Source organism: Veillonella rodentium (assembly GCF_900187285.1).
GTDB lineage: Bacteria > Bacillota > Negativicutes > Veillonellales > Veillonellaceae > Veillonella > Veillonella rodentium.
In genome coordinates this window covers 1,129,850-1,155,538 of the sequence record NZ_LT906470.1, presented here as the reverse complement: position 1 = coordinate 1,155,538, position 25,689 = coordinate 1,129,850, and the positions used below count along the sequence as shown (strand labels likewise).

The 25,689-nt window shown below is 40.0% G+C and carries 28 protein-coding genes and 1 tRNA gene; 28 read left to right on the top strand and 1 reads right to left on the bottom strand.

The features are described 5' to 3' along the window. The first annotated feature begins 6 nt into the window (after positions 1-6). The 25 genes from surE to CKV62_RS05115 all read left to right on the top strand — a co-directional run bounded on the left by surE (position 7) and on the right by CKV62_RS05115 (position 22,704). On the top strand, positions 7-768 hold the full coding sequence (gene surE / locus CKV62_RS05235) for a 5'/3'-nucleotidase SurE (protein WP_095066014.1): 762 nt from the start codon (positions 7-9) through the stop codon (positions 766-768). A 53-nt stretch (positions 769-821) separates the two neighbouring features. After that, positions 822-905 (top strand) — tRNA-Leu (locus CKV62_RS05230). Positions 906-1,037: 132 nt separating this feature from the next. Then, positions 1,038-1,829, top strand: a complete 792-nt coding sequence (locus tag CKV62_RS05225) for a hypothetical protein (protein ID WP_095066013.1) — start codon at positions 1,038-1,040, stop codon at positions 1,827-1,829. 280 nt (positions 1,830-2,109) lie between these two features. Continuing rightward, a complete protein-coding gene (gene acpS / locus CKV62_RS05220; RefSeq protein ID WP_095066012.1) occupies positions 2,110-2,481 on the top strand; it encodes a holo-ACP synthase in 372 nt (123 codons plus the stop codon). Between the two features lies 1 nt (position 2,482). Further along, positions 2,483-4,063: an NAD(P)H-hydrate dehydratase gene (locus tag CKV62_RS05215; RefSeq protein ID WP_095066011.1), complete on the top strand. Its 1,581-nt coding sequence runs from the start codon at positions 2,483-2,485 to the stop codon at positions 4,061-4,063. Next, complete coding sequence (locus tag CKV62_RS05210) at positions 4,060-5,004, top strand: ComEC/Rec2 family competence protein (RefSeq protein ID WP_095066010.1); 945 nt, start codon at positions 4,060-4,062, stop codon at positions 5,002-5,004. Before CKV62_RS05215 ends, CKV62_RS05210 begins: the two co-directional genes overlap by 4 nt. Before the next feature lie 224 nt (positions 5,005-5,228). Continuing rightward, positions 5,229-6,326, top strand: coding sequence for an N-acetylmuramoyl-L-alanine amidase family protein (locus CKV62_RS05205; protein ID WP_095066009.1), 1,098 nt, complete (start codon positions 5,229-5,231; stop codon positions 6,324-6,326). A gap of 3 nt (positions 6,327-6,329) precedes the next feature. Beyond that, entirely contained in the window at positions 6,330-6,890 is a 561-nt protein-coding gene (locus tag CKV62_RS05200) for a GerMN domain-containing protein (protein ID WP_095066008.1), read from the top strand. Positions 6,891-7,006: 116 nt separating this feature from the next. Continuing rightward, positions 7,007-7,987: a thiamine-phosphate kinase gene (gene thiL / locus CKV62_RS05195; protein WP_095066007.1), complete on the top strand. Its 981-nt coding sequence runs from the start codon at positions 7,007-7,009 to the stop codon at positions 7,985-7,987. Next, on the top strand, positions 7,977-8,471 hold the full coding sequence (tsaE, locus tag CKV62_RS05190; RefSeq protein WP_095066006.1) for a tRNA (adenosine(37)-N6)-threonylcarbamoyltransferase complex ATPase subunit type 1 TsaE: 495 nt from the start codon (positions 7,977-7,979) through the stop codon (positions 8,469-8,471). The genes thiL and tsaE overlap by 11 nt, the downstream gene beginning before the upstream one ends. Continuing rightward, positions 8,455-9,213: a tRNA (adenosine(37)-N6)-threonylcarbamoyltransferase complex dimerization subunit type 1 TsaB gene (tsaB, locus tag CKV62_RS05185; RefSeq protein WP_095066005.1), complete on the top strand. Its 759-nt coding sequence runs from the start codon at positions 8,455-8,457 to the stop codon at positions 9,211-9,213. The genes tsaE and tsaB overlap by 17 nt, the downstream gene beginning before the upstream one ends. Next, the gene (rimI, locus tag CKV62_RS05180; RefSeq protein WP_095066004.1) at positions 9,213-9,662 is read left to right on the top strand and encodes a ribosomal protein S18-alanine N-acetyltransferase; all 450 of its coding nucleotides are present in this window, start codon (positions 9,213-9,215) and stop codon (positions 9,660-9,662) included. Before tsaB ends, rimI begins: the two co-directional genes overlap by 1 nt. Continuing rightward, the gene (tsaD, locus tag CKV62_RS05175) at positions 9,659-10,690 is read left to right on the top strand and encodes a tRNA (adenosine(37)-N6)-threonylcarbamoyltransferase complex transferase subunit TsaD (RefSeq protein ID WP_095066003.1); all 1,032 of its coding nucleotides are present in this window, start codon (positions 9,659-9,661) and stop codon (positions 10,688-10,690) included. The genes rimI and tsaD overlap by 4 nt, the downstream gene beginning before the upstream one ends. 2 nt (positions 10,691-10,692) lie before the next feature. After that, a complete protein-coding gene (locus CKV62_RS05170) occupies positions 10,693-12,084 on the top strand; it encodes a sensor histidine kinase (protein WP_095066002.1) in 1,392 nt (463 codons plus the stop codon). Beyond that, positions 12,085-12,663: an ANTAR domain-containing response regulator gene (locus tag CKV62_RS05165; protein WP_095066001.1), complete on the top strand. Its 579-nt coding sequence runs from the start codon at positions 12,085-12,087 to the stop codon at positions 12,661-12,663. Positions 12,664-12,787: 124 nt separating this feature from the next. Beyond that, entirely contained in the window at positions 12,788-13,069 is a 282-nt protein-coding gene (gene groES / locus CKV62_RS05160) for a co-chaperone GroES (protein ID WP_038115255.1), read from the top strand. Positions 13,070-13,177: 108 nt separating this feature from the next. Beyond that, positions 13,178-14,803 (top strand): chaperonin GroEL, encoded by a 1,626-nt coding sequence (groL, locus tag CKV62_RS05155; RefSeq protein ID WP_095066000.1) that lies wholly within the window; start codon positions 13,178-13,180, stop codon positions 14,801-14,803. Positions 14,804-15,091: 288 nt separating this feature from the next. After that, positions 15,092-15,508 carry a DoxX family protein gene (locus CKV62_RS05150; RefSeq protein ID WP_038115249.1) on the top strand — a complete coding sequence of 139 codons (417 nt, stop codon included), beginning with the start codon at positions 15,092-15,094 and terminating at the stop codon, positions 15,506-15,508. A gap of 59 nt (positions 15,509-15,567) precedes the next feature. Beyond that, positions 15,568-16,824: a diaminopimelate decarboxylase family protein gene (locus CKV62_RS05145; protein WP_095065999.1), complete on the top strand. Its 1,257-nt coding sequence runs from the start codon at positions 15,568-15,570 to the stop codon at positions 16,822-16,824. Positions 16,825-17,122: 298 nt separating this feature from the next. Beyond that, positions 17,123-17,866, top strand: a complete 744-nt coding sequence (gene sufC, locus CKV62_RS05140; RefSeq protein ID WP_095065998.1) for a Fe-S cluster assembly ATPase SufC — start codon at positions 17,123-17,125, stop codon at positions 17,864-17,866. Between the two features lie 8 nt (positions 17,867-17,874). Continuing rightward, positions 17,875-19,284: a Fe-S cluster assembly protein SufB gene (gene sufB / locus CKV62_RS05135; RefSeq protein WP_095065997.1), complete on the top strand. Its 1,410-nt coding sequence runs from the start codon at positions 17,875-17,877 to the stop codon at positions 19,282-19,284. A 9-nt stretch (positions 19,285-19,293) separates the two neighbouring features. Continuing rightward, entirely contained in the window at positions 19,294-20,340 is a 1,047-nt protein-coding gene (locus CKV62_RS05130) for a SufB/SufD family protein (protein WP_095065996.1), read from the top strand. A gap of 11 nt (positions 20,341-20,351) precedes the next feature. Continuing rightward, a complete protein-coding gene (locus CKV62_RS05125) occupies positions 20,352-21,581 on the top strand; it encodes a SufS family cysteine desulfurase (protein WP_095065995.1) in 1,230 nt (409 codons plus the stop codon). Between the two features lie 12 nt (positions 21,582-21,593). Continuing rightward, positions 21,594-22,019 carry a Fe-S cluster assembly sulfur transfer protein SufU gene (gene sufU / locus CKV62_RS05120; RefSeq protein WP_095065994.1) on the top strand — a complete coding sequence of 142 codons (426 nt, stop codon included), beginning with the start codon at positions 21,594-21,596 and terminating at the stop codon, positions 22,017-22,019. A gap of 1 nt (position 22,020) precedes the next feature. Further along, entirely contained in the window at positions 22,021-22,704 is a 684-nt protein-coding gene (locus CKV62_RS05115) for an HAD hydrolase-like protein (protein WP_095065993.1), read from the top strand. 63 nt (positions 22,705-22,767) lie between these two features. Here the strand turns inward: CKV62_RS05115 and CKV62_RS05110 are convergent, their stop codons facing one another. Then, positions 22,768-23,274, bottom strand: coding sequence for an S-adenosylmethionine decarboxylase family protein (locus CKV62_RS05110; protein WP_095065992.1), 507 nt, complete (start codon positions 23,272-23,274; stop codon positions 22,768-22,770). 165 nt (positions 23,275-23,439) lie between these two features. On the opposite strand from CKV62_RS05110, the gene CKV62_RS05105 reads away from it, so the two are divergent. Genes CKV62_RS05105 through CKV62_RS05095 form a run of 3 tightly spaced genes read left to right on the top strand, consistent with a single transcriptional unit; the run spans position 23,440 to position 25,538 of the window. Beyond that, entirely contained in the window at positions 23,440-23,919 is a 480-nt protein-coding gene (locus tag CKV62_RS05105) for a CtsR family transcriptional regulator (RefSeq protein WP_095065991.1), read from the top strand. Positions 23,920-23,925: 6 nt separating this feature from the next. Further along, positions 23,926-24,465 carry a UvrB/UvrC motif-containing protein gene (locus CKV62_RS05100; RefSeq protein ID WP_095065990.1) on the top strand — a complete coding sequence of 180 codons (540 nt, stop codon included), beginning with the start codon at positions 23,926-23,928 and terminating at the stop codon, positions 24,463-24,465. Between the two features lie 11 nt (positions 24,466-24,476). Beyond that, entirely contained in the window at positions 24,477-25,538 is a 1,062-nt protein-coding gene (locus tag CKV62_RS05095) for a protein arginine kinase (RefSeq protein WP_095065989.1), read from the top strand. Positions 25,539-25,689 lie beyond the last annotated feature (151 nt).

Sequence of the window (25,689 nt, the reverse complement as noted above, 5' to 3'; positions counted from 1 at the left end):
GTAGATATGCATATTTTAATGTGTAATGATGACGGTATATTAGCCGATGGCTTACGTAACTTGGCTGATTATTTAGGACAGTTTTATCGTATTACCGTCGTGGCACCCGCTATGGAGCAAAGTGCCAAGTCACATGCATTGACTACGGAAAATCCTTTAAAGTTAGATGCATATAATGGCGAGGATGAAAATCCTCGCCTCTATGCACTAACAGGGACTCCGTCGGATTGTATGAAATTCGGTTTGAGTTATTTATTAACGGATGATATACCTGATTTAGTTGTCTCAGGTATTAATCATGGCTTCAATTTAGGTTCCGATGTGCTGTATTCAGGAACAGTATCCGCGGCTATGGAAAGTTGTTTTTACGGTATTCCCGGATTGGCATTATCCGTGGAGCGTTACTCCCCGGAAAGAGCGGAAGAGATGCATCCATTTATTCATGATTTGATAGAAAAAATCTATGTATCCGGTCAGTTTACGGGATTGTTGAATGTGAATTTTCCACTAAGAGGTCTATGTGATTGGGATCATTTTAAAATAGTGAGTCAAGGCTTACAAACATATAGTAATATCATTGATGCACGTATTAATTCGAGAGGTCAGGATTATTATTGGTTAGCCGGTGAACTGGATTATGGTGCGGAGGCTGTTCCGACTGATGTGGAATATGCTCGAAAGGGTTATATCACTGCTGTAGCTTTGACATGGAAACAACAATCCGATTCGGATATGGAAGCTGTTCAAAAAATTTTATATAAAAAATAAAAATATATTGACATCAATTGGGCGTTTAGGTATAATTACAAATGTTCCGAAATGCCGGAGTGGCGGAATGGCAGACGCACTTGACTCAAAATCAAGCGGGTAACACCGTGTGGGTTCAAGTCCCACCTCCGGCACCAAACTTAGGCGGTAAGGCTTTATGTCTTGCCGTCTATTTTTATATATTAAATTCTTATATATTTCATTGAATTTATTAGTTTTTATTAGTTTTTATGTTAAATGCGTTATTTTGAATTTAATAAGGAGTATTTATGGATCAGGCAATTTTAGATTATATTAATACGTTAATAATGATGCCGACTGTGGAGCGTCGTGTATTAGAGGTTCAAACACCTATGTCGTTAAAGTTATTAGCAACAGTACCTTTAAACGAAGGCGTTAATCAATGTCAGGGGTTTTGTTATAATTCGAAGAAAGATGTATTCGTGTTAGCATGTATTAATGAAGAGAGTACAAAACAGATTATTTATGAACTGGATCCTAGCAATTTTAACGTTGTAAATCGTTATGAATATAAAGATAAAAATAATTTAGGACACATGAATACATTGACCTATAATCCGAAGACGAATAAGCTCTATACCACCAATGCGATAGTTAATGGTTATATGGTGACGCCCATCAATGCGGATACATTACAGGTGGAAAGTCCGATTAAACTGAGCGATAAAGTTTTTAATCTGGCTTATGATACCGAATTGAATCAATTTGTATCCATTTTACCTTTAACCAATACATATCGAACTATTAATTATTATGATGCACGGTTTAAACGATTACGTTCTGCTAGAATCAATGCCCAACATAGCAATCTAAATAATAATGGGGCTTATGCCCATAATGGCAGTACCATCTTTACAACTTTGTCGTCATTTGTTTTTGTAAATAAAGGTGGTGATGTTCAAAGTATTATGCCATATACCAGCGGTATGGAGGTTGAAGATATGGATTATCGGAAGGGGATCATGTATGTAGCCGTAAATTATAAGGGAAAGGTGCAGATTTACGGAGTTCCTAAATTACCGTTTGATACACGGGCATAATCTATTGCTATATTTGAATATGTTGATAATCGATTATCTAGTATATAATAATTAGTAATATATAGATTTACATATTGCTATGAATTTATTTTATATTTTATGATTGCCTCATAGAATTAACTTTGTTATAATGAACGGGTCAGATATATTATAGGTATTATGAATATAAGATGATCTGACACCATATAAATTTCGATCCTGTTGTACCAATGGGGTCGGAATTTTTTTTTCTTCTATTATACGTGTATAATGAAATTATTAGTGTATATAGGAGGCATATATGAGGCTAGGTAATGATATTATTGAAATTAAACGTATTACCGATGCGATTAATAAATCTGACCGGTTTCTTGAACGTCTATTTACGGAGGCTGAAATAGCATATTGTGAAAGTCGTAATAAAGGAAAATATGAATCTTATGCGGGCATATATGCGGCAAAAGAGGCTTTTCTGAAGGCCTTAGGAACCGGATTGCGCAAAGGTTCCTGGTTAGATATAGAAATAGCCCATGATAATTTAGGGGCACCTTTCATTCGTTTACAAGATGTATTTAAGGAAATATATGATGAGACAGGATACAAGAATATTCTCGTATCTATCAGTCATTGCCAATCATATGCGATGAGTACGGTTATTTTTGAAGGAGATTAGCATGCACATATTGACGCGAGAAGATGCACAATATATTGATCACATTGTTCCTACCGCTTTTGATATTCCTTTAGAGCTATTAATGGAAAATGCCGGCAGAGGTCTCGTAGATGCCTTGTGGGGAAATTATAATTTGCTTCAGCTGGATGAAAACAACATGCAGGGGCGTTTTGTGTTATTCCTTTGCGGTTGCGGTAATAATGGTGCGGATGGACTGGTTGCGGCACGTCATCTTATGGAACAAGGTGTACCTGTACGCGTTGTGCTTTGTGGGAATCCTGATAAGGGAAGTACTCTCTTTCAGAGTCAGTTAAAACGATGTAAGGTTATGGGATGCAGCGTGGAGGTATACGATGATTTTAATGATTGGAGTCAGGCCGTCGTTGTTGTGGAGGGCTTGGTAGGTACCGGACTGGAAGGTGTATTACGAAGTTCGACAATAGAGATTTTGCATGATATTGATATCATGAGAACTCAATATGGATTTGATGTATGGGCTATTGATGTACCTGCCGGCTTGGATGCGACGACGGGCCAGATTTCTGAAGGCACTTTAGCCTGTGATTATACGGTTACCTTCGGTGCAATGAAGCAGGGGCTATTGCTTTATCCGGGAAAAAATGTCGGAGGAGTTTGTATTGTTGCTCCTCTAGGAGTTCCTTGGCAGCAGATGATAGAGGATAGATATAAAACATTTACCATTGATAACGAATTAGCTGAGCTATTAATAGAGTATCGGTCCGATACGGCTCATAAAGGTGTAAATGGTAATTTGCTCATTATCGGCGGCTCACAGGATATGGTCGGGGCTCCTATATTGGCCGGTGAAGCTGCTGTTCATAGCGGCGCAGGTAAGACTACATTGGCTGTACCTGAAAAGATACAGAAAATTGTGCAAGACCGCATTATTCCTGAAGTTATGGTTACCTCTATAACGGATGATATGAGTGATTTATGTCATCAACGTAATGTTGTTGCCATCGGCCCGGGTTTGGGACGTACCGATGAGGTAAAAACACTGGTTCAATCTGTACTTACTACGTGTGATAACCCTTTGGTGTTTGATGCAGATGCATTATATGCAATGGGGCATATAGGTATTGTAAATACAGATGCCTTGATGTCAGGCGATTTTAATGAGTTATACTCTGTGTCAAAATCAATACCATTATGTGTGATGACGCCTCATTTGGGGGAATTCAGTCGCCTTATCGATATGCCTGTAAAGTGGATTGAACATAATTACGTAATAGTGGCTCGAGCTTTTGCAATGGCTCATAATGTTGTTCTTGTGTTGAAAGGTATACCATCTTTGGTGGCTTTACCGGATGGAACTGTATATATCAATACTATTGGAAATTCCGGAATGGGAACAGGCGGTATGGGAGATGTATTAACAGGGATTATTTCCGCTTTTATCAGTCAGGGGTATTCATTGCAGGATAGTGCTGTATTAGGCGTTTATGTACATAGCCGTAGTGCCGATCTCTTATCTGATAACAAGCCTTGGGGATATACGCCGAGTGACGTAAGTCTCCATATCGGACAGGTTATTGGTGAATTGTTGGGAGAACGGAAATGACATATAAAATACAACGCTTATTAACCTTTCTATTGCTTTTATGTATTCCGGTTCTTGCCATTGCCGGATGCAAGTCGACAGATGTCGCCAATGCGGCAACCAATACTGTAATAACATCATCTAAGGAATATTCAATCGATACGAAAACGACGACACCTGAGGGGCATCTTGATATATATATGCTCGATATCGGTCAAGGTGATGCCATTTTGCTTAAAATAGGTGATGAGTACAGTATGATTGATACAGGTGATATAGAACATCGTGAGAATATCGTGGCTCAACTGAAATCAATGGGGGTTACGAAGCTTAAAAATGTAATTATTACCCATCCCCATGCAGATCATATGGGCGGATTCTTGGCAATTACGAAAGCAATGCCTATTGAGCATGTTTATGATGACGGTATCACCGTAGATAACAATATGTATAAAACTTATGAACGATGGATTGAAAAAAATAAGATTCAACGTTCGACTTTAAAAAATGGTGATGTGGTGGATTTTGGACATGGGGCTGTCTTTGTAGTTTATGCGCCGTGGAATGAAACGCTTACCGATAAAAAAGGAGAGCCGGATCTTAATAATAATTCGATTGTAGGAAAATTGATTTTCGGCAAATTTTCAATGCTCTTTACGGGCGATGCAGAAATACAAGAAGAGAAAAAATTGGTGAAAGAACTGAATTCCAAGCTCTTTGCACGTATTTTGAAGGTAGGACATCACGGATCTCGCACGAGCAGTTCGGAAGATTTTTTGAAATCTATCAAGCCGGAGAGTGCATTAATCTCAAATGGCATGTATAATAAGTATGGTCATCCTCACGATGTGACATTGCGTCGTTTGCAGGAAAACAATATTGCTATTTACCGTACGGATACGATGGGACGTATTCACATTAGTACGGATGGGAATGAATGGCAAATTACTACAGAGAGGTAGGATTGATTTTGATTTGTAGAATATAATTCTTATGATGTGTTTTACATAAGGGTTCTATGTATAATCAATATACTAGTCTTCATCTTTGTATGAAATAATCTATTTATAATCTAATATTAGTTTATCGATAGATTGGAACGATGAGACTTTGATAGACAAAGCTTTCGTCGGCTCATCTCTATGGTTTGGACACAATGTATGTCAGTTAGATTGGAGTGAATGTATTGCGTAAACTATTTTTTATTTGCCTTGCAGTCTTAATGGTTATACCCCTGTTATTGACTCAGGCAAAGGCGGCTAATCTTGAGGATGCTCGATGGGTGACAAGAACGGATGCACCAGCACCATACGTACGTATAGTTATGGATTTATCCACGCCTGTAAAAGCAGCCGCATCGATTAGCAAGGATGGGAAAACGACGACGGTTACCTTGAAAAATACCAAGTTGAAAACAGCGAAACGGAATATAACGATGGATTCCAGTATTGCTAATTCAGCTCAATTTTCTCAAGTGGGTAAAGATGTAACCGTAACGATTACAACACCTTCTGCCCTTGATACTGGTGATGTAAAAGTCTTTTCCTTGAAAAAAGATACGGTTAATAAAAAGCCGTATCGCATCGTTGTAGATGTACAAAAGAAAGGGGCCGTATCTAAGCCTGTTTATTATGGCAAGAAACCGTCACCTTCCGCACATCCGGCAAAGAATCTGCCTGGTGGTTCCGGTAAGTACTCTACATCGGGAGGTCTTTCCGGTAAAACTATTACTATCGATCCAGGTCATGGTGGTAGTGATCCGGGTGCTATCGGTCCTCATGGGGTACAAGAGAAGAATATCACATTGCCGGTTTCCAAATATTTGAAAGCCGCTTTGGAATCTCGTGGTGCCAAGGTTGTTATGACTCGTACATCCGATGTGGATGTATATGGTCCTAATGCGAGTGGTGTTGATGAATTGGGTGCTCGTGTTAATGTTGCGAATGCTAATAATTCCGATGCATTGGTTAGTGTTCATATCAATTCGTTTAATAATCCAAGTGTTGGTGGTATTGCTACATACTACTATAGCAAGACTGGTAATGATTTGCGATTGGCTCAAAAGGTACAATCTCAAATTGCTAATACTCCTGGTTTTGGCGGAGACCGCGGTAGTCAAGAAGGCAATTTATATGTATTGAGACATTCTAATATGCCTGCAATTCTTGTTGAACTCGGTTTCATTTCAAATCCTAATGAAGAAAAGGCATTACAATCGCCACAAACACAAGAGGATTTTGCAAAACGCATTGCCAATGGTATTGCGAGCTACTTTGGAGGTTAATGGATGAAGTTACGTAAGCAAGTTTTATCGATCCTCTGTATTGGCATTCTCGCTTTTGCTGCAGGCTGTGGACCGGAACAATCACCGACTCCAGGTAAAAGTGAACCTGTACAGGAGTCAAAGATAAATAAGGATGCAGAAACAACAAAAACATCGAATGAGAAGGTAAAAATGGTATTCTTTGTTCCTACGGAAGATGGCTCCGGTGTTAAACAGAAAACTGTTGATATGGAAGCTAATAAGGTAACTCCAAAAGCAGCATTACTTGCAATGTTGGAAGCCGACCGAGCGCAACAGTATCCGGTATTCTCCAAGGATGTGGAAATCAATTCTGTTACGGTTAAGAACGGTATTGCTTCTGTTGAGGTCAATAAAGCCTTTGTTGCAGCCAAAGGTGGAGATTTAACAGTTAAATTACAAATGGCGGCGATTGTTAATACGTTGACGTCATTTGATAATATTAACGGTGTTCTCTTTGTGTCCGACGGGAAAAAGGTGGATACAATAGGCGGTTTTGATACAAGTGAACCGATAAAACGAATGAATGATCTTATTAAGAAATAATAGGAATCAGCACAAAATAGCAGGCAGTCGATAATATATCGACTGCCTGCTATTTTTGTTGACTTTATTATATGTTACAATACAAAGAGTACAATAATCGGAAATTAGGTGATGGGATGCAATTAAAACAGGTAGGAGAATTTAATTTCATACGTCATATTCAGAGTGATACCGTTTATAATCCGGATACGGTAATTCAAGGTATTGGTGATGATTGTGCCATTTACAATACTTCTGAGCATGTGGATCAGTTAATCAGTACGGATACAATGGTGGAAGGAGTTCATTTCAGCTTTCATTATATGATGCCCTATGATGTGGGATATCGCCTCATGTCAGCTAATTTAAGTGATATTGCTGCAATGGGGGGAACGCCTAAGCAAGTGGTTTTGTCTGTAGCTGCACCGGATTATATAGATACGGATATATTGGCTGAAATCTATAGAGGTATTAAAGATCAATGTAAGAAGTATGGCGTTAATATATTAGGTGGTGATACAGTACGTATCGAAGGACCTATGGTTTGGACAGTAACCATCATCGGTGAAGTACCGCAAGGATGTGCCGTATTACGTAGCGGAGCTCAAATCAGCGATGTGGTGGGCGTGACCAATTATTTAGGATATGCCGCCACCGGATTGAGTGCACTTATGTATTCACTGGATGGATATACTATGACCAAGATCGGGCATCAACGGCCGGAACCACAGGTTTTCTTGGGACAGAGATTACGAGACCTTGGGGTTCACAGTATGAATGATATCAGTGATGGTCTTGCCAGTGAGCTTAATGAAATTGCATCGGCCAGCTCGGTATCTATTGTTATTGAGGAAAAGGCGATTCCCTTACATGCGGAAACATATGCTTTAGCTGAACATCTACAGACTAATCCCGTAGATTATGCACTGTATGGAGGGGAAGATTTTCAGCTTGTCTTTACTGCACCGAAATCTTTAGTTCCTCAACTACAGGATATGGACGGTATTTCATTAATTGGTGAAGTGTTGTCGGGACCGACCGTTGTACAGATGGTAACGCCGGATAAAACGGTTAAAACTATTGAAGCGAAAGGATATAATCATTTTCATGAATCATAAAGCTCGGGTTCGATTAGAAACTCATTCGGTAGAAGATACACAGGATTTTGGTAAAAACTTGGGGAAATGGTTAAGAAAAAAAAGAGATTCGTTATGCGTAGCACTCGTCGGCGATCTGGGGACAGGCAAGACTCATCTGGCGCAAGGGATTGCTCAGGGATTCGGTGTAACGGAAGAGATTACAAGTCCTACCTTTGCAATTATGAATACATATACCGCAGAGTCCGGTCCCTTATATCATTTTGATGTGTATCGTTTAGACGATGTAAGTGAACTTGAAAACATCGGATTTTATGAATATACAGAGGAGCAGATCTCTATTGTAGAATGGGCGGACAAGTTTCGTGATGAATTACCGGATGAAACTTTGTGGATTAATTTAAAGACCATCGATGATATGAGTCGCTCGATTATACTTGATAGCGATCATCTTGAAGTGGATGATTTGTTGGAGATAGGAGGCCATTATGTGGTTGGGAATTGAAACGAGCTCTCTTGTTTCAAGTGTTGCATTAATGGATGAAGAACGCCTTGTAGGTGAACTAACCGTACAAGCCGGATTGACTCATTCCGAACAGTTGGTGCCGCATATCGATATGCTTTTACAATCGACACAGGTGACAAAAGATATGTTGAAAGGAATAATGGTCAGTATCGGCCCCGGATCTTTTACAGGGCTGCGAATCGGTATGGGAACGGCGAAGGCGATGGCTTATGCCTTACAGATTCCTTTGTATGGCGTTATGACTATGGATAGTCTGGCTCGTAATATTCCGTATACGCATTATACAATCTGTACTGTTGTGGACGCTCAAAAAAAACATGTCTATGCAGCCTTATATCACTATGAGGCAAATCGTTTACTTCGCACCGAGGATCCTTTTGTCGTTGAGGCGGTTAATTTGATTAATTGCTTTAGAGATTCTAAGGAGAAGGTTATTTTCATCGGAGACGGTATCAAACGTATCGAAAAACTGTTAGATGAAAGTGATACAAATTGCATGATTGCCGATATAATGAGAAGAATTCCAAAGGCGAGCTCCTTATTGCTGTCCGGAAAAGAATTGGTGGATAAGAATTTTATATCGGATCCGATGGATATGGTTCCTTATTATATCCGTCGCTCCGAAGCCGAGGTTTTATGGGAGGAACGCCATAAGGATAACCCGGATATGCTATCTCAAAACCTTTCTGTTATCGTGACGGAAGCGGCAGGAGCAGAATGATGGATATTCGAATGGCTACCATAGAAGATGCACAGGTTATCTATGAAATTGAACAAGTATCCTTTTCTGTTTCATGGAGCTTAGAGTCTGTTGCGTCTGAGTTAGAAAATACATCGAATAAGCTGTATATGGTGCTGTCTGAAAATGACAGAATTATCGGATATGGTGGTGTTTGGCTTGTTCACGATGAAGGACAGATTACGAATATCGCCATTATTCCCGAAGTTCGGTGCAAGGGCTACGGTACTCAATTGATGGCGTGTTTAATTGATGCATGTGTTCAGCGAGGAATGCAGGAAATCTTTCTGGAGGTTCGAATTTCAAATTTATCGGCCTTGGCCATGTATAGAAATTTAGGATTTACCGTAAAGGGGATACGTAAAGACTATTATTCGGAACCTAAGGAAGATGCATATATCATGTCTCTCGTTACAAAGGAAATAGAATGAGTATATATACATTAGCATTGGAAAGCAGCTGTGATGAAACATCGGCGGCAGTCCTTAAGGATGGTCGCACCGTTTTATCAAACGTTATATCCAGTCAAATTCCAATACATAGAAAATTTGGCGGCGTTGTACCTGAAATTGCTTCCCGCCATCATATCGAACAGGTAATCCCCGTTATCGATCAGGCATTGAAAGATGCACAGGTTACATTGAAAGATATTGATCATATCGGTGTGACATACGGTCCCGGATTAGTGGGAGCTTTGCTGGTCGGTGTTGCAGCGGCAAAGGGATTATCCTTTGCAACAGGCATTCCCTTGGTGCCGGTGCATCATATGGAAGGGCATATTTTTGCTAATTTTTTGGCGAATCCTGATCTAGAACCACCATTTTTAAGTCTTGTCGTATCCGGTGGACATACGATGCTTGTTCATGTGAAAGGGTATGAAGAATTTCATATTTTAGGACAGACTCGAGATGATGCAGCGGGCGAGGCGTTTGATAAAATTGCTCGCGTGATGGGCTTTCCTTATCCGGGAGGACCTCATATTGATGCCCTTGCTGCTACAGGCGATGAAAATGCTATTGAGTTTCCGAAGGCGTTGAGCGAACCCGGAAATTTTGAATTCAGTTTTAGCGGTTTAAAGTCTGCGGTCCTCAATTATCTTAACAGTAAACAGCAGAAAGATGAACCTGTTAATCAAGCGGATGTGGCGGCATCCTTTCAAAAAGCCATCGTTGATGTACTGGTGGAAAAGACGAAGGATGCGGCGCATACATTGGGGGAAACTCGTATCACTATTGCCGGCGGAGTATCCGCAAATAAAGGTTTGCAAAGCGCATTAGAGAATATGTGTCACGAGGAAGGGTTCACCTATTATAAACCTCACAAGATTTTATCTACGGATAATGCGGCTATGATTGGATGTAGAGCCTATTACATGGCTAAGGCCGGAAAATTTAGCGATCTTACATTAAATGCGAAACCGAGTGTTGAAATCGGTTATGTGTCTTGGAAAGAGGATTAATTGTGGATATCGGTCAGGATATTTTGAATGAAACCCCATTGGGACCATCACAAACAGCATTACTTAAGCATATCAGCACACTTATATCCTTTGGCGAATCTGTAACCCGTCAAAGGATACAGCTTTTTACGCCACTTTTAAGATCCTCTTATGAGGACAGCGATAAGGACGGTATTAATATGCTCTGTATCATGCGTAATGATACGGAGATCGTGACGCGTCGGACAAAGAGTTCTTATTTATGGCGGAATATGTTTGCTAAGGGAAGCCCTCAATGTGGAGCCGTTGAAACCAGCCGGGAACATGTTTTTCCCATTGCCGATAATGGGGGGCGAATCATCGGAGGTATTTCATTTACTTTATCTACCTCCGTTCAACCTGATCAATTTGAACGGGAGTATATCTTATCGGATACGATGCATCGGCTCATGTTGACTGCGACAGATGAACAGATACAGTCCTATGAACCTATATCGTATCTGGACGGACTTATTATATTTGATCATACTAATACAATTATTTACGGCAATGAAGCCGCTTTACAGCTGGTCGATATATTGGGATTTAATCGTCGTCTCATCGGTTCATCAATTTACGGGGGGACCTTAAAAATTTCCGCTATACAGCAGGTATTAGGGAACAGGACTGTATACACCAGTGAAGAGATCTATCAGGATATGGTCATTCGTCAGCATATGATTCCTATTGCCATGGGGCGTAATGAAACGAGGTGTTTTTTAGTCCTCCATGATTGCACCCGTGAAAGTAAACAGCAGCAGGAGCTGCTCGTAAAAAATTCTATCATAAAAGAAATTCACCATCGTGTAAAAAACAATCTGCAGACGGTAGCCGGGCTTTTGCGTATGGAGGCCCGCCGGTCGAATTTACCGGACGTAAAACAAGCTTTGCAGGAAGGGATCAATCGCATTGAAAGCATGGCATTAGTTCATGATATAGTGTCACATTATGATGAGGATTATATCGGGGTACGCTCCATATATGATGAGTTGTGTCGATTATTAAGACTCAGTATGGCCCGTCATAATCAAATGGTAACTTTTACTTATGACGGAGCGGATATATTAATTTCCTCATATGTGGCCAGCTATGTGTCACTCATTATTAATGAATTGATTACAAATAGTCTGGAACATGGTTTAGACGGTGAAAGCGGAAATATTCATTTAGCCGTCGATGAAACGGATGATGAAATCATCATGACCTTCAGTGACGACGGTCGGGGATTACCAGAAGATTTTGATATAGGATCTAATAAGCGATTAGGATTGACAATTATTAATAATCTAGTCATTCATGAATTAAACGGATCTTTACGCATAGTGAATTCACAAAAAGGTGTGACTGTTACGATTCATATGAAAAAGGAGAAGTAAATGCGCATAGCTATTGTAGATGATGAATCCCTTATTCGTATGGATTTACGGGATATATTGGAGTCTCAAGGCCATGAAGTGGTAGGGGAAGGCTCCAATGGAATAGAAGCGATTCAATTATGCAAAGATCATCATCCTGATATTATTTTAATGGATGTAAAAATGCCTGAGTTGGATGGTATCGAGGCGGCCCGACAGATCGGTTTTCATCATTATGCACCGGTTGTGTTACTCACGAGTTATAGCCAACAGGATTTAATTGATAAAGCCCGTGAATCGGGAGTGTATGGTTATTTAATCAAACCGTTGCGGGAGGACCAGTTGATGCCTACCTTGGAAATGGCGTTAGGACGTTTTAAATCCGATGAAAACTTAAGAGAGCAGATGGTTCAATTGGAACAATCCTTGGAGGAGCGCAAGTTTATTCAGAGAGGGACAGGAATTCTTATGGAACTATATAAAATTTCAGAGGAAGAGGCCTATGGCCGTATACGAAGTCTAAGTATGAAGCAACATATGTCTATAGTAAAAACCTGTCAATGCATCATTGAACAAGTTAATAAATCAGGGAAAAACTAAAAAGTCAAAAAATCAAAAAAAAGTCTTGCAATTATTTTAAGTTAGGTTATAATAATACTTGTGATTAGCACTCGACGCCTTTGAGTGCTAATAAGTGAATGAGATTAAAAAGGAGTGACATCATATGTTAAAACCATTAGCTGATCGTGTTGTTATTCGTTTAGTAGAAAAAGAGGAAAAAACGAAGAGCGGTATTTTTCTTCCTGATACAGCAAAAGAAAAACCTCAAGAAGGTGAAGTTGTAGCTGTAGGTTCCGGTAAACTATGTGATAATGGTCAACGTGTAGCTCCGGAAGTTAAGGTTGGCGACCATGTTATGTTCGCGAAATATGCCGGTAGCGAATTAGAAATCGATGGCGCTACTCACTTGATTATCAGTGAACGCGATATTCTAGCAATATTATAATAGGTTAAATATTTATTAGAAACATTATATTTGAGTATTTATATAGTGCTTTCACAAATATATATTTCTGTTGCATTGGATAGTCCAATTATGTAGGAGGTAATACATATGGCAAAAGAAATCTTGTTTAACGAAGAAGCTCGTCGCGCTTTAGGCCGCGGCGTTGATCAATTGGCGGATGCTGTAAAAGTTACATTGGGACCTAAAGGCCGTAATGTGGTATTAGATAAAAAATTCGGTTCTCCCACAATTACAAATGACGGTGTAACGATTGCCCGCGATATTGAGCTACCGGATCCATTTGAAAATATGGGGGCTCAACTGGTAAAAGAAGTTGCTACCAAAACTAATGATGTAGCAGGTGACGGTACTACGACTGCCACTGTATTGGCTCAAGCTATGATTCAAGAAGGTATGCGTAACGTAGCAGCCGGTGCTAATCCGATGATTTTGAAAAAAGGTATTGAAACCGCTGTAAAAACATTGGTAGATGAAATCAAAAAACGTTCCATTAAAGTTTCCGGAAAAGCGGAAATCGCTCAAGTCGCAAGCGTATCCGCGGCAGATGAAGAAATCGGCGGTCTGATTGCGGAAGCAATGGAAAAAGTCGGCAACGACGGCGTTATTACTGTTGAAGAATCCAAAGGTTTACAAACGGCATTAAATGTAGTAGAAGGTATGCAATTTGACCGTGGCTACATTTCTCCATACATGGTAACCGATCCTGATCGTATGGAAGCTGTTATGGATAATCCGTATATCTTGATTACGGACCGTAAGATCGGCGCTATTGCGGATATGTTACCAACACTTGAAAAAGTGGTAAAAGTAGGTAAAGAACTTCTTATCATCGCTGAAGATGTAGAAGGTGAAGCATTGGCTACATTGGTAGTAAACAGATTGCGTGGTACATTTAAAGCGGTAGCTGTTAAGGCGCCTGGCTTTGGCGACCGTCGTAAAGCTATGCTTGAAGATATCGCTATCTTAACAGGTGGTACTGTAATCACTGAAGACATGGGTCGTAAACTTGACTCTGTAGAGCTTGAAGACCTTGGTACAGCCCGTCAGGTTCGCATCAGTAAAGATGAAACAACGATTATCGATGGCGTAGGTGATAAGAATGCAATCGCTCAACGTGTTAGTCAAATCCGTGCACAACTGGAAGAAACGACTTCCGAATTTGACCGTGAAAAATTGCAAGAACGTCTTGCTAAATTATCCGGCGGTGTGGCTGTTATTGAAGTAGGTGCCGCTACAGAAGTTGAAATGAAAGATAAAAAACTTCGCATCGAAGATGCATTGAATGCTACACGTGCCGCTGTTGAAGAAGGTATCGTAGCCGGTGGTGGTACTACATTCATCGATATCATCCCTGCATTGAATACATTGGAAGCGACAGGTGATGTTCAGACCGGTATTAACCTTGTAAAACGTGCTGTAGAGGAACCTGTTCGCCAAATCGCATACAATGCAGGCCTTGAAGGCTCCGTTGTTGTTGAAAAGGTTAAAAATACAGATGCTGGTATCGGCTTTAATGCATTGACTGAAGAATATGTAGATATGGTAAAATCAGGTATCGTCGATCCTGCGAAGGTAACACGTTCCGCACTTCAAAATGCCGCATCTATCGCATCGTTAGTTTTGACTACAGAAACTATTGTTGCTGATAAGGTAGATGAAAATGCTGCAGCACCTGCAATGCCTCCTATGGGTGGTATGGGCGGTATGATGTAATATCAGCTGCTAAAACTCTTTAGTTAATCTTACAATACCTCTAATGAATTAAGATTCCTATACTCTTATATTCATTAGGGGTATTTTTTTGATTTTCTATGTATTAGTTGAATAATTTTGATTGTAAATTCTTGTGTTAATAGTTGACATCGATGAAATTGATTTTGAAAGTTTAGTATGTTATAATTCTATAGAATTTTATATGAGTCTTGTTTGACAAGTAACATTATTTTAATATATACTGAATATATTGAAATTTATCTATATAATAGAGAAAGAGGTGTTACTGTGTTAAACTTTATATTCAAAAGTAAACCTAATTATATTAACTTTGGTTTGTTTATCTATCGTCTAGCATTGGGGATTTCCATGTTTTATCATGGCTATTTAAAATGGCTTAGCGGCTCTCAGGGATTATACAAGGTAGGTGCCATGTTGGCTCCTTTAGGTGTATCCGGCGGCTATGAAATGCTGGGAACCGCGGCTGCACTTGCTGAAATGATTGGCGGTATTCTCATTGCGGTAGGATTATTTACACGCATTGGTGCTATTCTGCTTGTAGGCACTTTAGCAACGGCTACCATTATTAATCTGAACGGCAGTTTCTTTGGCTGGGATTATCCGTCTCAACTTGGCTTCGGCGCTATTATGTTGTTCTTTGCCGGTGCAGGTCGCTATAGTTTAGATAAAGCTTTGTTTAAATAGTAATTGGGATATAAAGGCTCATCGTTGTAATGAGCCTTTTATTTTATAGAGAGGTTATTATGAATACGAAAACAGTTCCGTTTACAGCTGAACAGTTGGAAGCCATTATCGCTGACTATCCGACACCTTTCCACATCTATGATGAGGAAGGTATTATTAACAATATGAAATCCTTCATCAATGCATTTTCCTGGAACAAGGGGTTCAAACAGTATTTTGCCGTAAAAGCTACCCCGAATCCATACATTATGCGACTTCTGCAAGATTTGGGCGTCGGTGCGGATTGTTCCTCGTTGGCGGAGTTATTGCTGTGTGAAAAGGTGGGCATAAAGGGTCATGATATCATGTTCACATCCAACGATACGCCATATGTGGAATATAAAAAAGCATTGGAGTTAGGGGCTATTATCAATTTAGATGATATTACACATATAGAATATCTTGAAAAGAATCACGGGTCTTTACCCGACACATTTTGTGTACGTTATAATCCGGGCTCTTTGAAAGAAGGTGGCAATACAATTATCGGTCTTCCCGAGGAAGCTAAATACGGTATGACGCGTGATCAAATATTTGAGGCCTATGAGCAATTAAAGGCGAAGGGTGTTAAACACTTCGGTTTACATACGATGGTTGTGTCCAATGAATTGGATATCGACGGCCTTGTAGGTACTGCGGAAATCTGCTTTAATCTAGCTGTAGACATCAAAGACAAACTTGGCATTGATGTTGCGTTTATCGATCTTGGTGGCGGTGTAGGCGTTGCGTATAAACCGGAGGACACACCTGTTGATTTTGAACGGTTAGGCCAACGTGTTCATGATGCATATGACAGGATTATTAAAGGCAATGGTCTCAATGACATCGCCTTGGCATATGAATGCGGACGCATGGTAACAGGTCCATTCGGATACCTTGTATCTACAGCAATTCATAAGAAGGATATATATCGTCATTATATCGGGCTTGATTCCTGTATGGCCGATCTTATGCGACCTGCATTATACGGGTCATATCATCACATTACAGTCATGGGTAAGGAAAACGAACCAAAGGATCATGTATATGATGTGACAGGATCTTTGTGTGAAAATAATGATAAATTTGCTATTCAACGGAAATTGCCTAAAATCGATATAGGTGATCGTATCATCATTCATGATACGGGGGCTCATGGACATTCGATGGGTTTTAACTATAATGGTAAATTGCGCTCAGCTGAATTACTCCTGCATAAAGATGGTTCTGTTACGCAAATCCGTCGTGCCGAAACATATGATGATTTATTCCGTACATTAGATTTTTCCAAGTTATAATTTAATATTGAGAATCGAATAGGATGAGAACGAATACCAATAAAAACGTATCAATATATGTAATACTTGATATTCTTTTAATTCCAGTATATTTTAGTAGGAATATCTTGCTATCATTTAGATAAGAATGTATAATGAGTGTAGATTGTTATGCACACACTTGCTAAGTTGGCGAGAAATACGGCGGTATCCACGTTAGTGCGTACCGCCTTTTTATATGTGTCATTATATATGTTTTACATAAATAGATGTATATATCCTGTAATGGCAATATACATAATAAGAAGGAGTGAACATTTTGGCTGAATTACTTCAGGTAAAAGACTTAAAGGTATCTGTCGAAGAAAAACAGATCTTGAAGGGGATCAATTTAACAATTAATAAGGGTGAAATTCATGTCGTAATGGGGACAAATGGTGCAGGCAAATCCACTTTGGCCAATGCCATTATGGGAAATCCTACATATACAGTGGATGAAGGCTCTATCATTTTTGACGGTAAGAATATTACGGAAGATGCCGTAAATGATCGTGCTAAAGCAGGTATCTTTATGTCCTTTCAGAATCCGATTTCCGTTCCGGGGATTACTGTAGAAAACTTTATCCGTACAGCTAAATCCACAATTACAGGTGAAAACGTACGGGCGTTGGCGTTTAAAAAAGAGTTGAAAACCAAGATGGATGAATTATCTTTTGATACATCTTATGCACAACGTTATGTAAACGAAGGGTTTTCCGGCGGTGAACGCAAGAAGAATGAAATCCTTCAAATGTCCATTTTGAATCCTAAATTGGCGATTCTTGATGAAACCGATTCCGGCCTTGACGTAGATGCGGTTCGTGTCGTATCTGAAGGGGTACAGCGCTTTCACAATGAAGATAATGCTGTATTGATTATCACGCATCATAACCAAATTTTACAAAAGTTGAAACCTGATTTTGTTCATGTTTTAATCAACGGTAAAATCGTTAAAACCGGGGATGCTTCTCTCGTGCGTGAAATCGAAGAAAAAGGTTATGACGCATACAAATCATTAGCATAGGAGGCACTATGGAACAAAGAAAGAAAACCCAAGTGGCGGATATGGACCGCGGTGTCTACGATATAAAGAATGATTTTGAATATTCCTATATTTCGGATACCGGTTTGACGGAAGATATTATCCGGGAAATTTGGGCCAATAAAAATGAACCTGAATGGATGCTCGAGTTTCGTTTGAAGTCTTTGGACATCTATAATCGCATGGGGATTCCTAACTGGATCCCGGATATTTCCGGCTTGGATATGGCAAATATTCATACTTATGTTAAGCCGAAAGTTGATATGAAAGAGAACTGGGACGAAGTTCCGGAAGAAATTAAAAGCACATTTGACCGCCTAGGTATTCCGGAAGCGGAAAAAACATCTCTTGCGGGCGTAGGTGCTCAGTATGACTCAGAGGTTGTATACCACAGTATTCAAGAAGACCTTGTTAAACAGGGGGTTATATATACCGATATTGAAACGGCTCTTCATGAACATGAAGAAATCGTAAAAAAATACTGGATGACCTTGATTCCTCCTACGGACCATAAATGGGCGGCCCTTCATGGCGCCGTTTGGTCAGGCGGTTCCTTCGTATACGTTCCGGCTGGCGTACAGGTAGATATTCCGTTGCAGTCCTACTTCCGTCTGAATGCGCCGGGTGCAGGTCAGTTTGAGCATACGATGATTATCGTGGAGGAGGGGGCAAAGCTTCACTTTATCGAAGGTTGTTCCGCTCCTAAATATGATGTATCCAATCTTCATGCGGGTGCAGTGGAATTGTTCGTTAAGGATAATGCCACATTGCGTTATTCTACAATTGAAAACTGGTCTAAAAATATGTATAATCTCAACACGAAACGTTGTGTTGTAGGCAAAGGCGGGACAATTGAATGGGTTTCCGGTTCCTTCGGATCCAAGGTATCCTGCCTGTATCCGATGAGTATTCTAAACGGTGAAGGTGCTCATGCGGAATTTACAGGTGTAACATTTGCCGGTGAAGGACAATTCCTTGATACAGGATGTAAAGTAGTTCATAATGCACCATATACGACAAGTAATGTAAACTCTAAATCCATTTCCAAATCCGGTGGCGCTGCAATTTATCGCGGCCTTTTGAAAATCGGGCCAAAGGCGGAACATGCAAAGGCTACTGTTTCCTGTGAATCGTTAATGCTTGATGCTGAATCTCAATCGGATACAATCCCGGCTATTATCGTTGAAAATGATAATGTGGATTTAGGTCATGAAGCTAAGATCGGTCGTATTTCCGATGAGGCGATTTTCTATCTCATGACTCGCGGTATCAGTGAAGAAGAAGCTCGTGCAATGCTTGTTCGAGGTTTCGTTGAACCGATTTCTAAGGAATTACCGCTTGAATATGCGGTTGAAATGAACAATCTAATCAATCTTGAATTAGAAGGTTCTATCGGTTAAGGAGGAATTATGAGCGAATTACTATTTAATGTACTCCCTAGACCGACATTCAGATGGTTGCGTGTCAATCATACTGTAGGATCTTTAGCGGGAGAAGACAAAGCCGTACAGTCGATTGTTGTAGAGGCGAATAAAAATATACTTTCACCACTGTCAAAAGGAATACCGTTGATGAATGGTTCTTATGAAGGTGCTAATAGAGAAGCGGTACAGGAATTAGTTGATAAGGCGGAAGGGTATGCTATTCATGTTCCTGCAAATGCTAAAGAGATTGTTGGCATCCGTATCGACGCATCCCAACGCGTGGCGAATCGCTTTCAGTTTATCGTCGAAAACGGCGCTGAATTAGAAGTTCAATTTTATGTAACCGGTTCCGGTCATGAGTTGACAAATGTTAGTTACTTGAGTGAATACGATGTAAAAGACTCCGCTAAGGTTGTAGTGAAAAAGGTGAATCTTTTACCTGAGCATGTACAACATATCGAACATCGCTATACTAAATTAGAAGACCGAGCCGATGTGGAATATATCAACATCGAAATCGGCGGCAGTGAAAATTTCTTGAATTACTATCATGATTTAGTGGGCCAGGAATCTTACATCGTCCACGATATCGCTTATCTTGGTAATAAAGAGCAGAAATTTGATATTGCTATGGTGATGAGCCATGGCGGTAAGAAATCTTTCAGCGATATTCATAATTTAGGCGCTCTCAGCGGTAATGCTAAAAAATCATTCCGCGGCACACTGGATTTCCTTAATGGAGCCACTGCATCTGAAGGTGCGGAAGAAGATACGTGCTTATTGTTAGATCCAACTGTAAAATCGGTTTCTTTGCCGCTTTTGTTGTGTAAAGAAGATAATGTAGTTGGTAATCATGCGGCGAGCGCAGGTCAAATCGACCATAATAAATTGTTCTATCTTATGAGTCGCGGCTTCAGTGAAACTGAAGCGAAGCATATCATCGTAGAATCTATGATTCGTCCGATTATAGATCGTATTGGTGATGAAGCGATTGAAGAAGCGGCATTAGCGGCTGTACGTAATAAAATTTAAAGAGGCGTTTTATGAGACCTATTGCAGAAGCATATAAAGATTTTCCTATATTACATAAAGAGCATAATGGGCACCGCGTCATCTATTTGGATAGCGGTGCGACCGCACAAATTCCACAAGTTGTAGTGGACCGTATTGTTGAACACATGACACAGCATAACGGTAACCCTCATCGCGGTTCTCATATCTTGGCCATCGAAGCGTCCGAAGCTTATGAGAATGCTCGTGACCGAGTGGTGGAATTCATCAATGCCCGTGAACGGGAAGAGGTCATTTTTACCCGGAACAGTACGGAATCGATGAACTTGATTGCCCACAGTTACGGTCTTCATAATGTAAAAAAAGGTGATAAAATCATCATTACCGTTGCGGAGCATCATGCTAATCTTGTGACATGGCAATATGTGGCCGAACAAACAGGGGCTACATTGGAATATATGTATCTTGATGAAAGCGGACATTTAAAGGATGGTGAAATCGATAAGATTGATGAAACCACTAAAATCGTTGCTTTTGCGCATATAAGTAATGTGCTCGGTATGGAGTTTCCGGTGAAAGAATTGACGGAAAAGGCCCATTCGGTCGGGGCTGTTGTCGTCCTTGACGGGGCACAATCCACACCGCATAAGAAAATCGATGTACAAGAGTTAGATTGCGATTTCTTTGTATTCTCAGGACATAAAATGTGTGCCTCTCAAGGCATTGGGGTATTATACGGCAAGCGTGATCTGTTAGAAGCGATGCCTCCATTCCTTTTGGGCGGGGACATGATTGAGTATGTAAAAGAGCAGACTACGACATTCAACGAATTACCTTATAAATTTGAAGCCGGTACACCGAATGCGGACGGCGCGGTGTCACTTCATGCCGCCATTGATTATCTTGAATCCTTCGGAATGGATGCTATCGAGGCTTATGAAGAGGAATTAGTTTCCTATATCTTACCTAAGATTGTGGAATTACCGCATGTTCATATAATCGGCTCCCAAAATCCTAAGGAAAAACATGGTGTAATTGCTTTCACAGTGGATGATGTGCATCCTCATGATGTAGCAACTATTCTGGATTCAAAGGGAATTTGCGTACGTTCCGGTCATCATTGTGCACAACCTTTGGGCGCATTCTATAATGTGTCCGCATCTACACGGCTAAGTATGTACTTGTATACGCGTAAGGAAGATTTGGATGCCTTCCTTGACGTATTGAAGACTGTTCGTTCAGTCATGGGCTTTAAAGATTAGGAGAAGCGATCAATGGAAATGGATCAACTCTATACGGAACTTATTTTGGAACATAATCAGGATAAGCGTAATAAACGTGAATTATCTGAATTTACAACATCCGAGCATGGGCATAACCCAAGTTGCGGTGATGATTTAACATTGCAGGTCAATGTAGAGGATGGCATCATTAAAGATGCGGCTTATACGGGATCCGGATGTGCAATCAGTCAGGCCTCCGCCTCTATGATGATTGATATTATCAAAGGTAAATCTGTAAAGGAAGCATTACGTTTGGTAGAAATTTTCTTGGGCATGATAAAAAAAGAAGTGACCGATGAAAATGAGTTGGAAGAATTAGAAGATGCGATGGCACTGCAAAATATTTCTAATATGCCGGCACGCGTTAAATGTGCTGTTCTTGCATGGCATACATTAAAAGAGGCTCTGAAGAAATAATATGAAGAAGACGATATTGTTTGATTTAGATGGGACATTGACGGATTCTCAGGAAGGGATTCTAACAAGTGTCAAATTCGCATTAAACCATTTCGGTTATCCGATCCCGGATGAGCAAACATTACTTCTGTTTTTGGGACCGCCGTTGGTAGATTCTTTTCAGGAACATTGTGGACTAACTTATGAGCAGGCTGAAGAAACATATAAGAAGTTTCGTGAACGCTATGGTACAATTGGTAAGTTTGAAAATAAGGTGTATCCCAATATTGTAGATTTGCTTGCTAAATGTCAGGCGGAACAATATACCATCGTTCTGGCTACGGCAAAACCGGAACATTTTGCAAAAGAGATATTAGATCATTTTGAATTAACACCTTACTTTGATGTGATTGTCGGTGCTGATTACGAATCCGGTTTATTGCATAAGAAAGAGATTCTCGAAAAGGCTCTTGCTCTTTGCGGTAATCCGCTAACAGATACAAATGGTCGTCGACTGGCGTTCATGGTAGGTGATAGAAAATACGATATTGAAGCAGCTAATGAACTTGGTTGTATTTCTATCGGTGTCACTTACGGTTACGGTACGGAAACGGAACTGAAAGAAGCGGATGCGGAATATCTCTGTGATGATGTAGATGAAATCGCTCAAGTTCTCGATCTGGAAGAGATGCTTGTGCGTAGATAAGTAAAAAGAAAAGAGATTGTTACCTTTTGGGTAGCAATCTCTTTTTGTATATTGAAACAATATTTATTTATGCAATCCGCTTTTCTTGGCGATGGTTTTTATCATCTTAGCGCTTTGTTTTTTTAGCTTTCCGCCGGTTTGCTTTAATTGAATACGCGTGCGTGATACTCGGCCCAGTGTGGTGATTTTGGTTTTCCGACGAGGTTTCATATCTCGTTCGTTGCCGAAATCTCCGCGTTGCACACTGGTCGCCTTGACCTTTTCCGCTCTGAAAGATTTGCGCAATGCCTTCATGATCAGCGTGAGCGGCAGAGATTGTTCAAATGAATATAAATCTACGGCTACATAGCCCAATGCAGGATAGATGTGCAAGGTAAAATGAAAATTAGGTGCCACAGAAAGAAGGGCAATTTCTTCATCCATAACCTGACAACTGATTTCATCCACATCTATATCCGCCAGATCAAATGCGCTGGCTACGCTTTCCTGTACAGAGGTTGCTGATGAGATTGCATCTTCATCACAGGAATATAAATCAATTAATAGTTCTTGTCCTAATGCTTCTGCCATGGTACACCTTCTTTCAAAATATGTCTCATATATTATACATATTATTTCTGTATAAGTCTATTTAATATAGAAGGTCAAAAAATATCTGACCTTTATTGACAAAGGTCAAATAGTCAAATATAATAGAAATATCATAAAGAGCAAAAAGACAAAGAGGTGTTATAAATGAGTATGATAGCTGATAAAATAGAAAAATTTATATTGGAAAAAATGAGACAGGAACAAGAAAAGCTGATTTTAAAACGAAACGAGTTGGCCGATGAACTGAATTGCGCACCATCCCAGATCAGTTATGTGTTGAGTACCCGATTTTCCAATGAACGAGGCTTCGATGTCGAATCGAGACGCGGTTTAGGCGGTTACATACGCATCACAAAATTAAATCAGAATCAATCGGATTCGTTGCCGGCCGTAACGACATATCGTATCTATGAAGGTCCTAATACAGTGGAACGCTTGATCGATATACGCGATGTAGATCAGTCTTTGTTTCAATTACTTCAGGTGAATAAGATTACGAATCGAGAAGCGCAGATTATGCACAATTCCTTTGCCACATTGATTGAGCATGTGGATATTGAAAATAGAAATGAAGCAATTCGTCAATTGTACGCCACCATGGTGGACGCATTGCGGAAGGAGTGATGCTCTATGTTATGCGATCATTGTAAAAAAAATGAAGCTACTGTTCATATGACAAATATCATAAATAATAAAAAAACAGAACAACATTTATGCAGTTCGTGTGCTAATGAGTTACAACAGGAAGGTAAATTATCTCCATATAGCTCGTTTATGAATGATATGTGGGATAACAGTTTCTTTACGAATGATTTCTTTAAAAATATGGTATATCCTGACAATTTGTTGAAATCACATCAGTCAAAGCGCTGTCCTCAATGCGGTATTACATATGATGAATTTAATCACGTCGGTAAATTCGGCTGTGGGCAATGTTATGACACGTTTAGTGATGAAATTGAACCGTTGTTACGACGTCTGCAGGGCAGTTCCGATTATGAGGGATCCGTGCCTAGTCGGGGGACAAATGTATTCAAGGCTAAACATGAAGTTAAGCGATTGCGTCACCAACTGGATAATGCAGTGCAAGCGGAAAACTTCGAAGAAGCAGCCGTATTGCGGGATAAAATTAAAAATTTGGAAAACATTATTGATGGACATAAGGAATAAGGAAAGACATTATGATAGATACTATATTAGACTCTCCGTTAAGTCAATGGTTACGTCATGATTCTAAGGAGTCGGATCATATCGTTATATCCAGCCGGATTAGGCTTGCGAGAAATTTTGACGGCTTATTATTTACAAATCGCAACGACCAAGTATCTTTAGAAAAGGTTAATGCCATTTCACGCGGTTTGTTACAGTCTTTAAAAGATGCCGATGGACATCAATATTCCAATATCAGCCTTGAACAGTTGAGTCAGTATGAGCGAGCTGTGCTGGTTGAAAAGCATTTAATGAGTCCCGCTTTAGAAGAAAAGTTACCCTATCGTAGCTTAGTAGTTTCCGATGATGCTTCTATCGTTATTATGGTTAATGAGGAAGATCACTTACGGATTCAATCTATGGCTCCGGGCTTGAGTTTACAACAGGCTTATGATCATGCTGTGCAAATAGATAAAGCCATCGAGGCAAAACATCCTTATGCGTTTGATGAACGTTTCGGTTACTTGACGGCATGTCCTACGAATGTGGGGACTGGCTTACGGGCTTCCGTTATGCTGCATTTACCGGCGTTAACCATGTCCGGACGCATTACGCGTCTTGTGCGAAGTATCGTTCAGTTGGGCTACTCCGTACGAGGCCTTTATGGTGAAGGTTCCGATGCATTAGGTAATATCTACCAGATTTCTAATCAACGTACGATGGGGATTAGTGAAGAATCCACTATTGAACAGCTTTTAAAAATTGTGGAGGGGATCATTGCGGAAGAACGTAAATCCCGTCAAGCGCTGATGCATAATGATAAAGAATCCTTAGAGGATGTGCTATGGCGTTCATATGGCGTTCTGCAATATGCGCGACGGGTCAGCGGTAAGGAGGCTTTAACCAAGCTCAGCGATATTCAATTAGGTGTCGATTTAGGTATTCTACCTGATTGGGGGAATGATACGTTTAATGAACTAGTAGCGATTACACGTCCCAATTTTCTCTGTAAATATGCGGGCAGTGAAGAATTAAGTGATTTAGAACGTGATAGTTATCGGGCTAAGGTGATTAGACAGAAACTTTCACAATAATAAAATGTATGGAAATAATATAAATGACGTACAGAATAATATAATATACAGAATAATTTGTATATCGATGATGTTCATCGTTAACATTATCGTTTCTATAGATGTATGCCGAATAGGCATGAGAAATCTCCATTAAGTTTGGGATGATACA

Coding starts and splice junctions, on each gene's coding strand:
- surE (WP_095066014.1), top strand. CDS start 7: ATGCATATTTTAATGTGTAATGATGACGGTATATTAGCCGATGGCTTA.
- CKV62_RS05225 (WP_095066013.1), top strand. CDS start 1,038: ATGGATCAGGCAATTTTAGATTATATTAATACGTTAATAATGATGCCG.
- acpS (WP_095066012.1), top strand. CDS start 2,110: ATGAGGCTAGGTAATGATATTATTGAAATTAAACGTATTACCGATGCG.
- CKV62_RS05215 (WP_095066011.1), top strand. CDS start 2,483: ATGCACATATTGACGCGAGAAGATGCACAATATATTGATCACATTGTT.
- CKV62_RS05210 (WP_095066010.1), top strand. CDS start 4,060: ATGACATATAAAATACAACGCTTATTAACCTTTCTATTGCTTTTATGT.
- CKV62_RS05200 (WP_095066008.1), top strand. CDS start 6,330: ATGAAGTTACGTAAGCAAGTTTTATCGATCCTCTGTATTGGCATTCTC.
- thiL (WP_095066007.1), top strand. CDS start 7,007: ATGCAATTAAAACAGGTAGGAGAATTTAATTTCATACGTCATATTCAG.
- tsaE (WP_095066006.1), top strand. CDS start 7,977: ATGAATCATAAAGCTCGGGTTCGATTAGAAACTCATTCGGTAGAAGAT.
- tsaB (WP_095066005.1), top strand. CDS start 8,455: ATGTGGTTGGGAATTGAAACGAGCTCTCTTGTTTCAAGTGTTGCATTA.
- rimI (WP_095066004.1), top strand. CDS start 9,213: ATGGATATTCGAATGGCTACCATAGAAGATGCACAGGTTATCTATGAA.
- tsaD (WP_095066003.1), top strand. CDS start 9,659: ATGAGTATATATACATTAGCATTGGAAAGCAGCTGTGATGAAACATCG.
- CKV62_RS05165 (WP_095066001.1), top strand. CDS start 12,085: ATGCGCATAGCTATTGTAGATGATGAATCCCTTATTCGTATGGATTTA.
- groES (WP_038115255.1), top strand. CDS start 12,788: ATGTTAAAACCATTAGCTGATCGTGTTGTTATTCGTTTAGTAGAAAAA.
- groL (WP_095066000.1), top strand. CDS start 13,178: ATGGCAAAAGAAATCTTGTTTAACGAAGAAGCTCGTCGCGCTTTAGGC.
- CKV62_RS05145 (WP_095065999.1), top strand. CDS start 15,568: ATGAATACGAAAACAGTTCCGTTTACAGCTGAACAGTTGGAAGCCATT.
- sufB (WP_095065997.1), top strand. CDS start 17,875: ATGGAACAAAGAAAGAAAACCCAAGTGGCGGATATGGACCGCGGTGTC.
- CKV62_RS05130 (WP_095065996.1), top strand. CDS start 19,294: ATGAGCGAATTACTATTTAATGTACTCCCTAGACCGACATTCAGATGG.
- CKV62_RS05125 (WP_095065995.1), top strand. CDS start 20,352: ATGAGACCTATTGCAGAAGCATATAAAGATTTTCCTATATTACATAAA.
- sufU (WP_095065994.1), top strand. CDS start 21,594: ATGGAAATGGATCAACTCTATACGGAACTTATTTTGGAACATAATCAG.
- CKV62_RS05115 (WP_095065993.1), top strand. CDS start 22,021: ATGAAGAAGACGATATTGTTTGATTTAGATGGGACATTGACGGATTCT.
- CKV62_RS05110 (WP_095065992.1), bottom strand. CDS start 23,274: ATGGCAGAAGCATTAGGACAAGAACTATTAATTGATTTATATTCCTGT.
- CKV62_RS05105 (WP_095065991.1), top strand. CDS start 23,440: ATGAGTATGATAGCTGATAAAATAGAAAAATTTATATTGGAAAAAATG.
- CKV62_RS05100 (WP_095065990.1), top strand. CDS start 23,926: ATGTTATGCGATCATTGTAAAAAAAATGAAGCTACTGTTCATATGACA.
- CKV62_RS05095 (WP_095065989.1), top strand. CDS start 24,477: ATGATAGATACTATATTAGACTCTCCGTTAAGTCAATGGTTACGTCAT.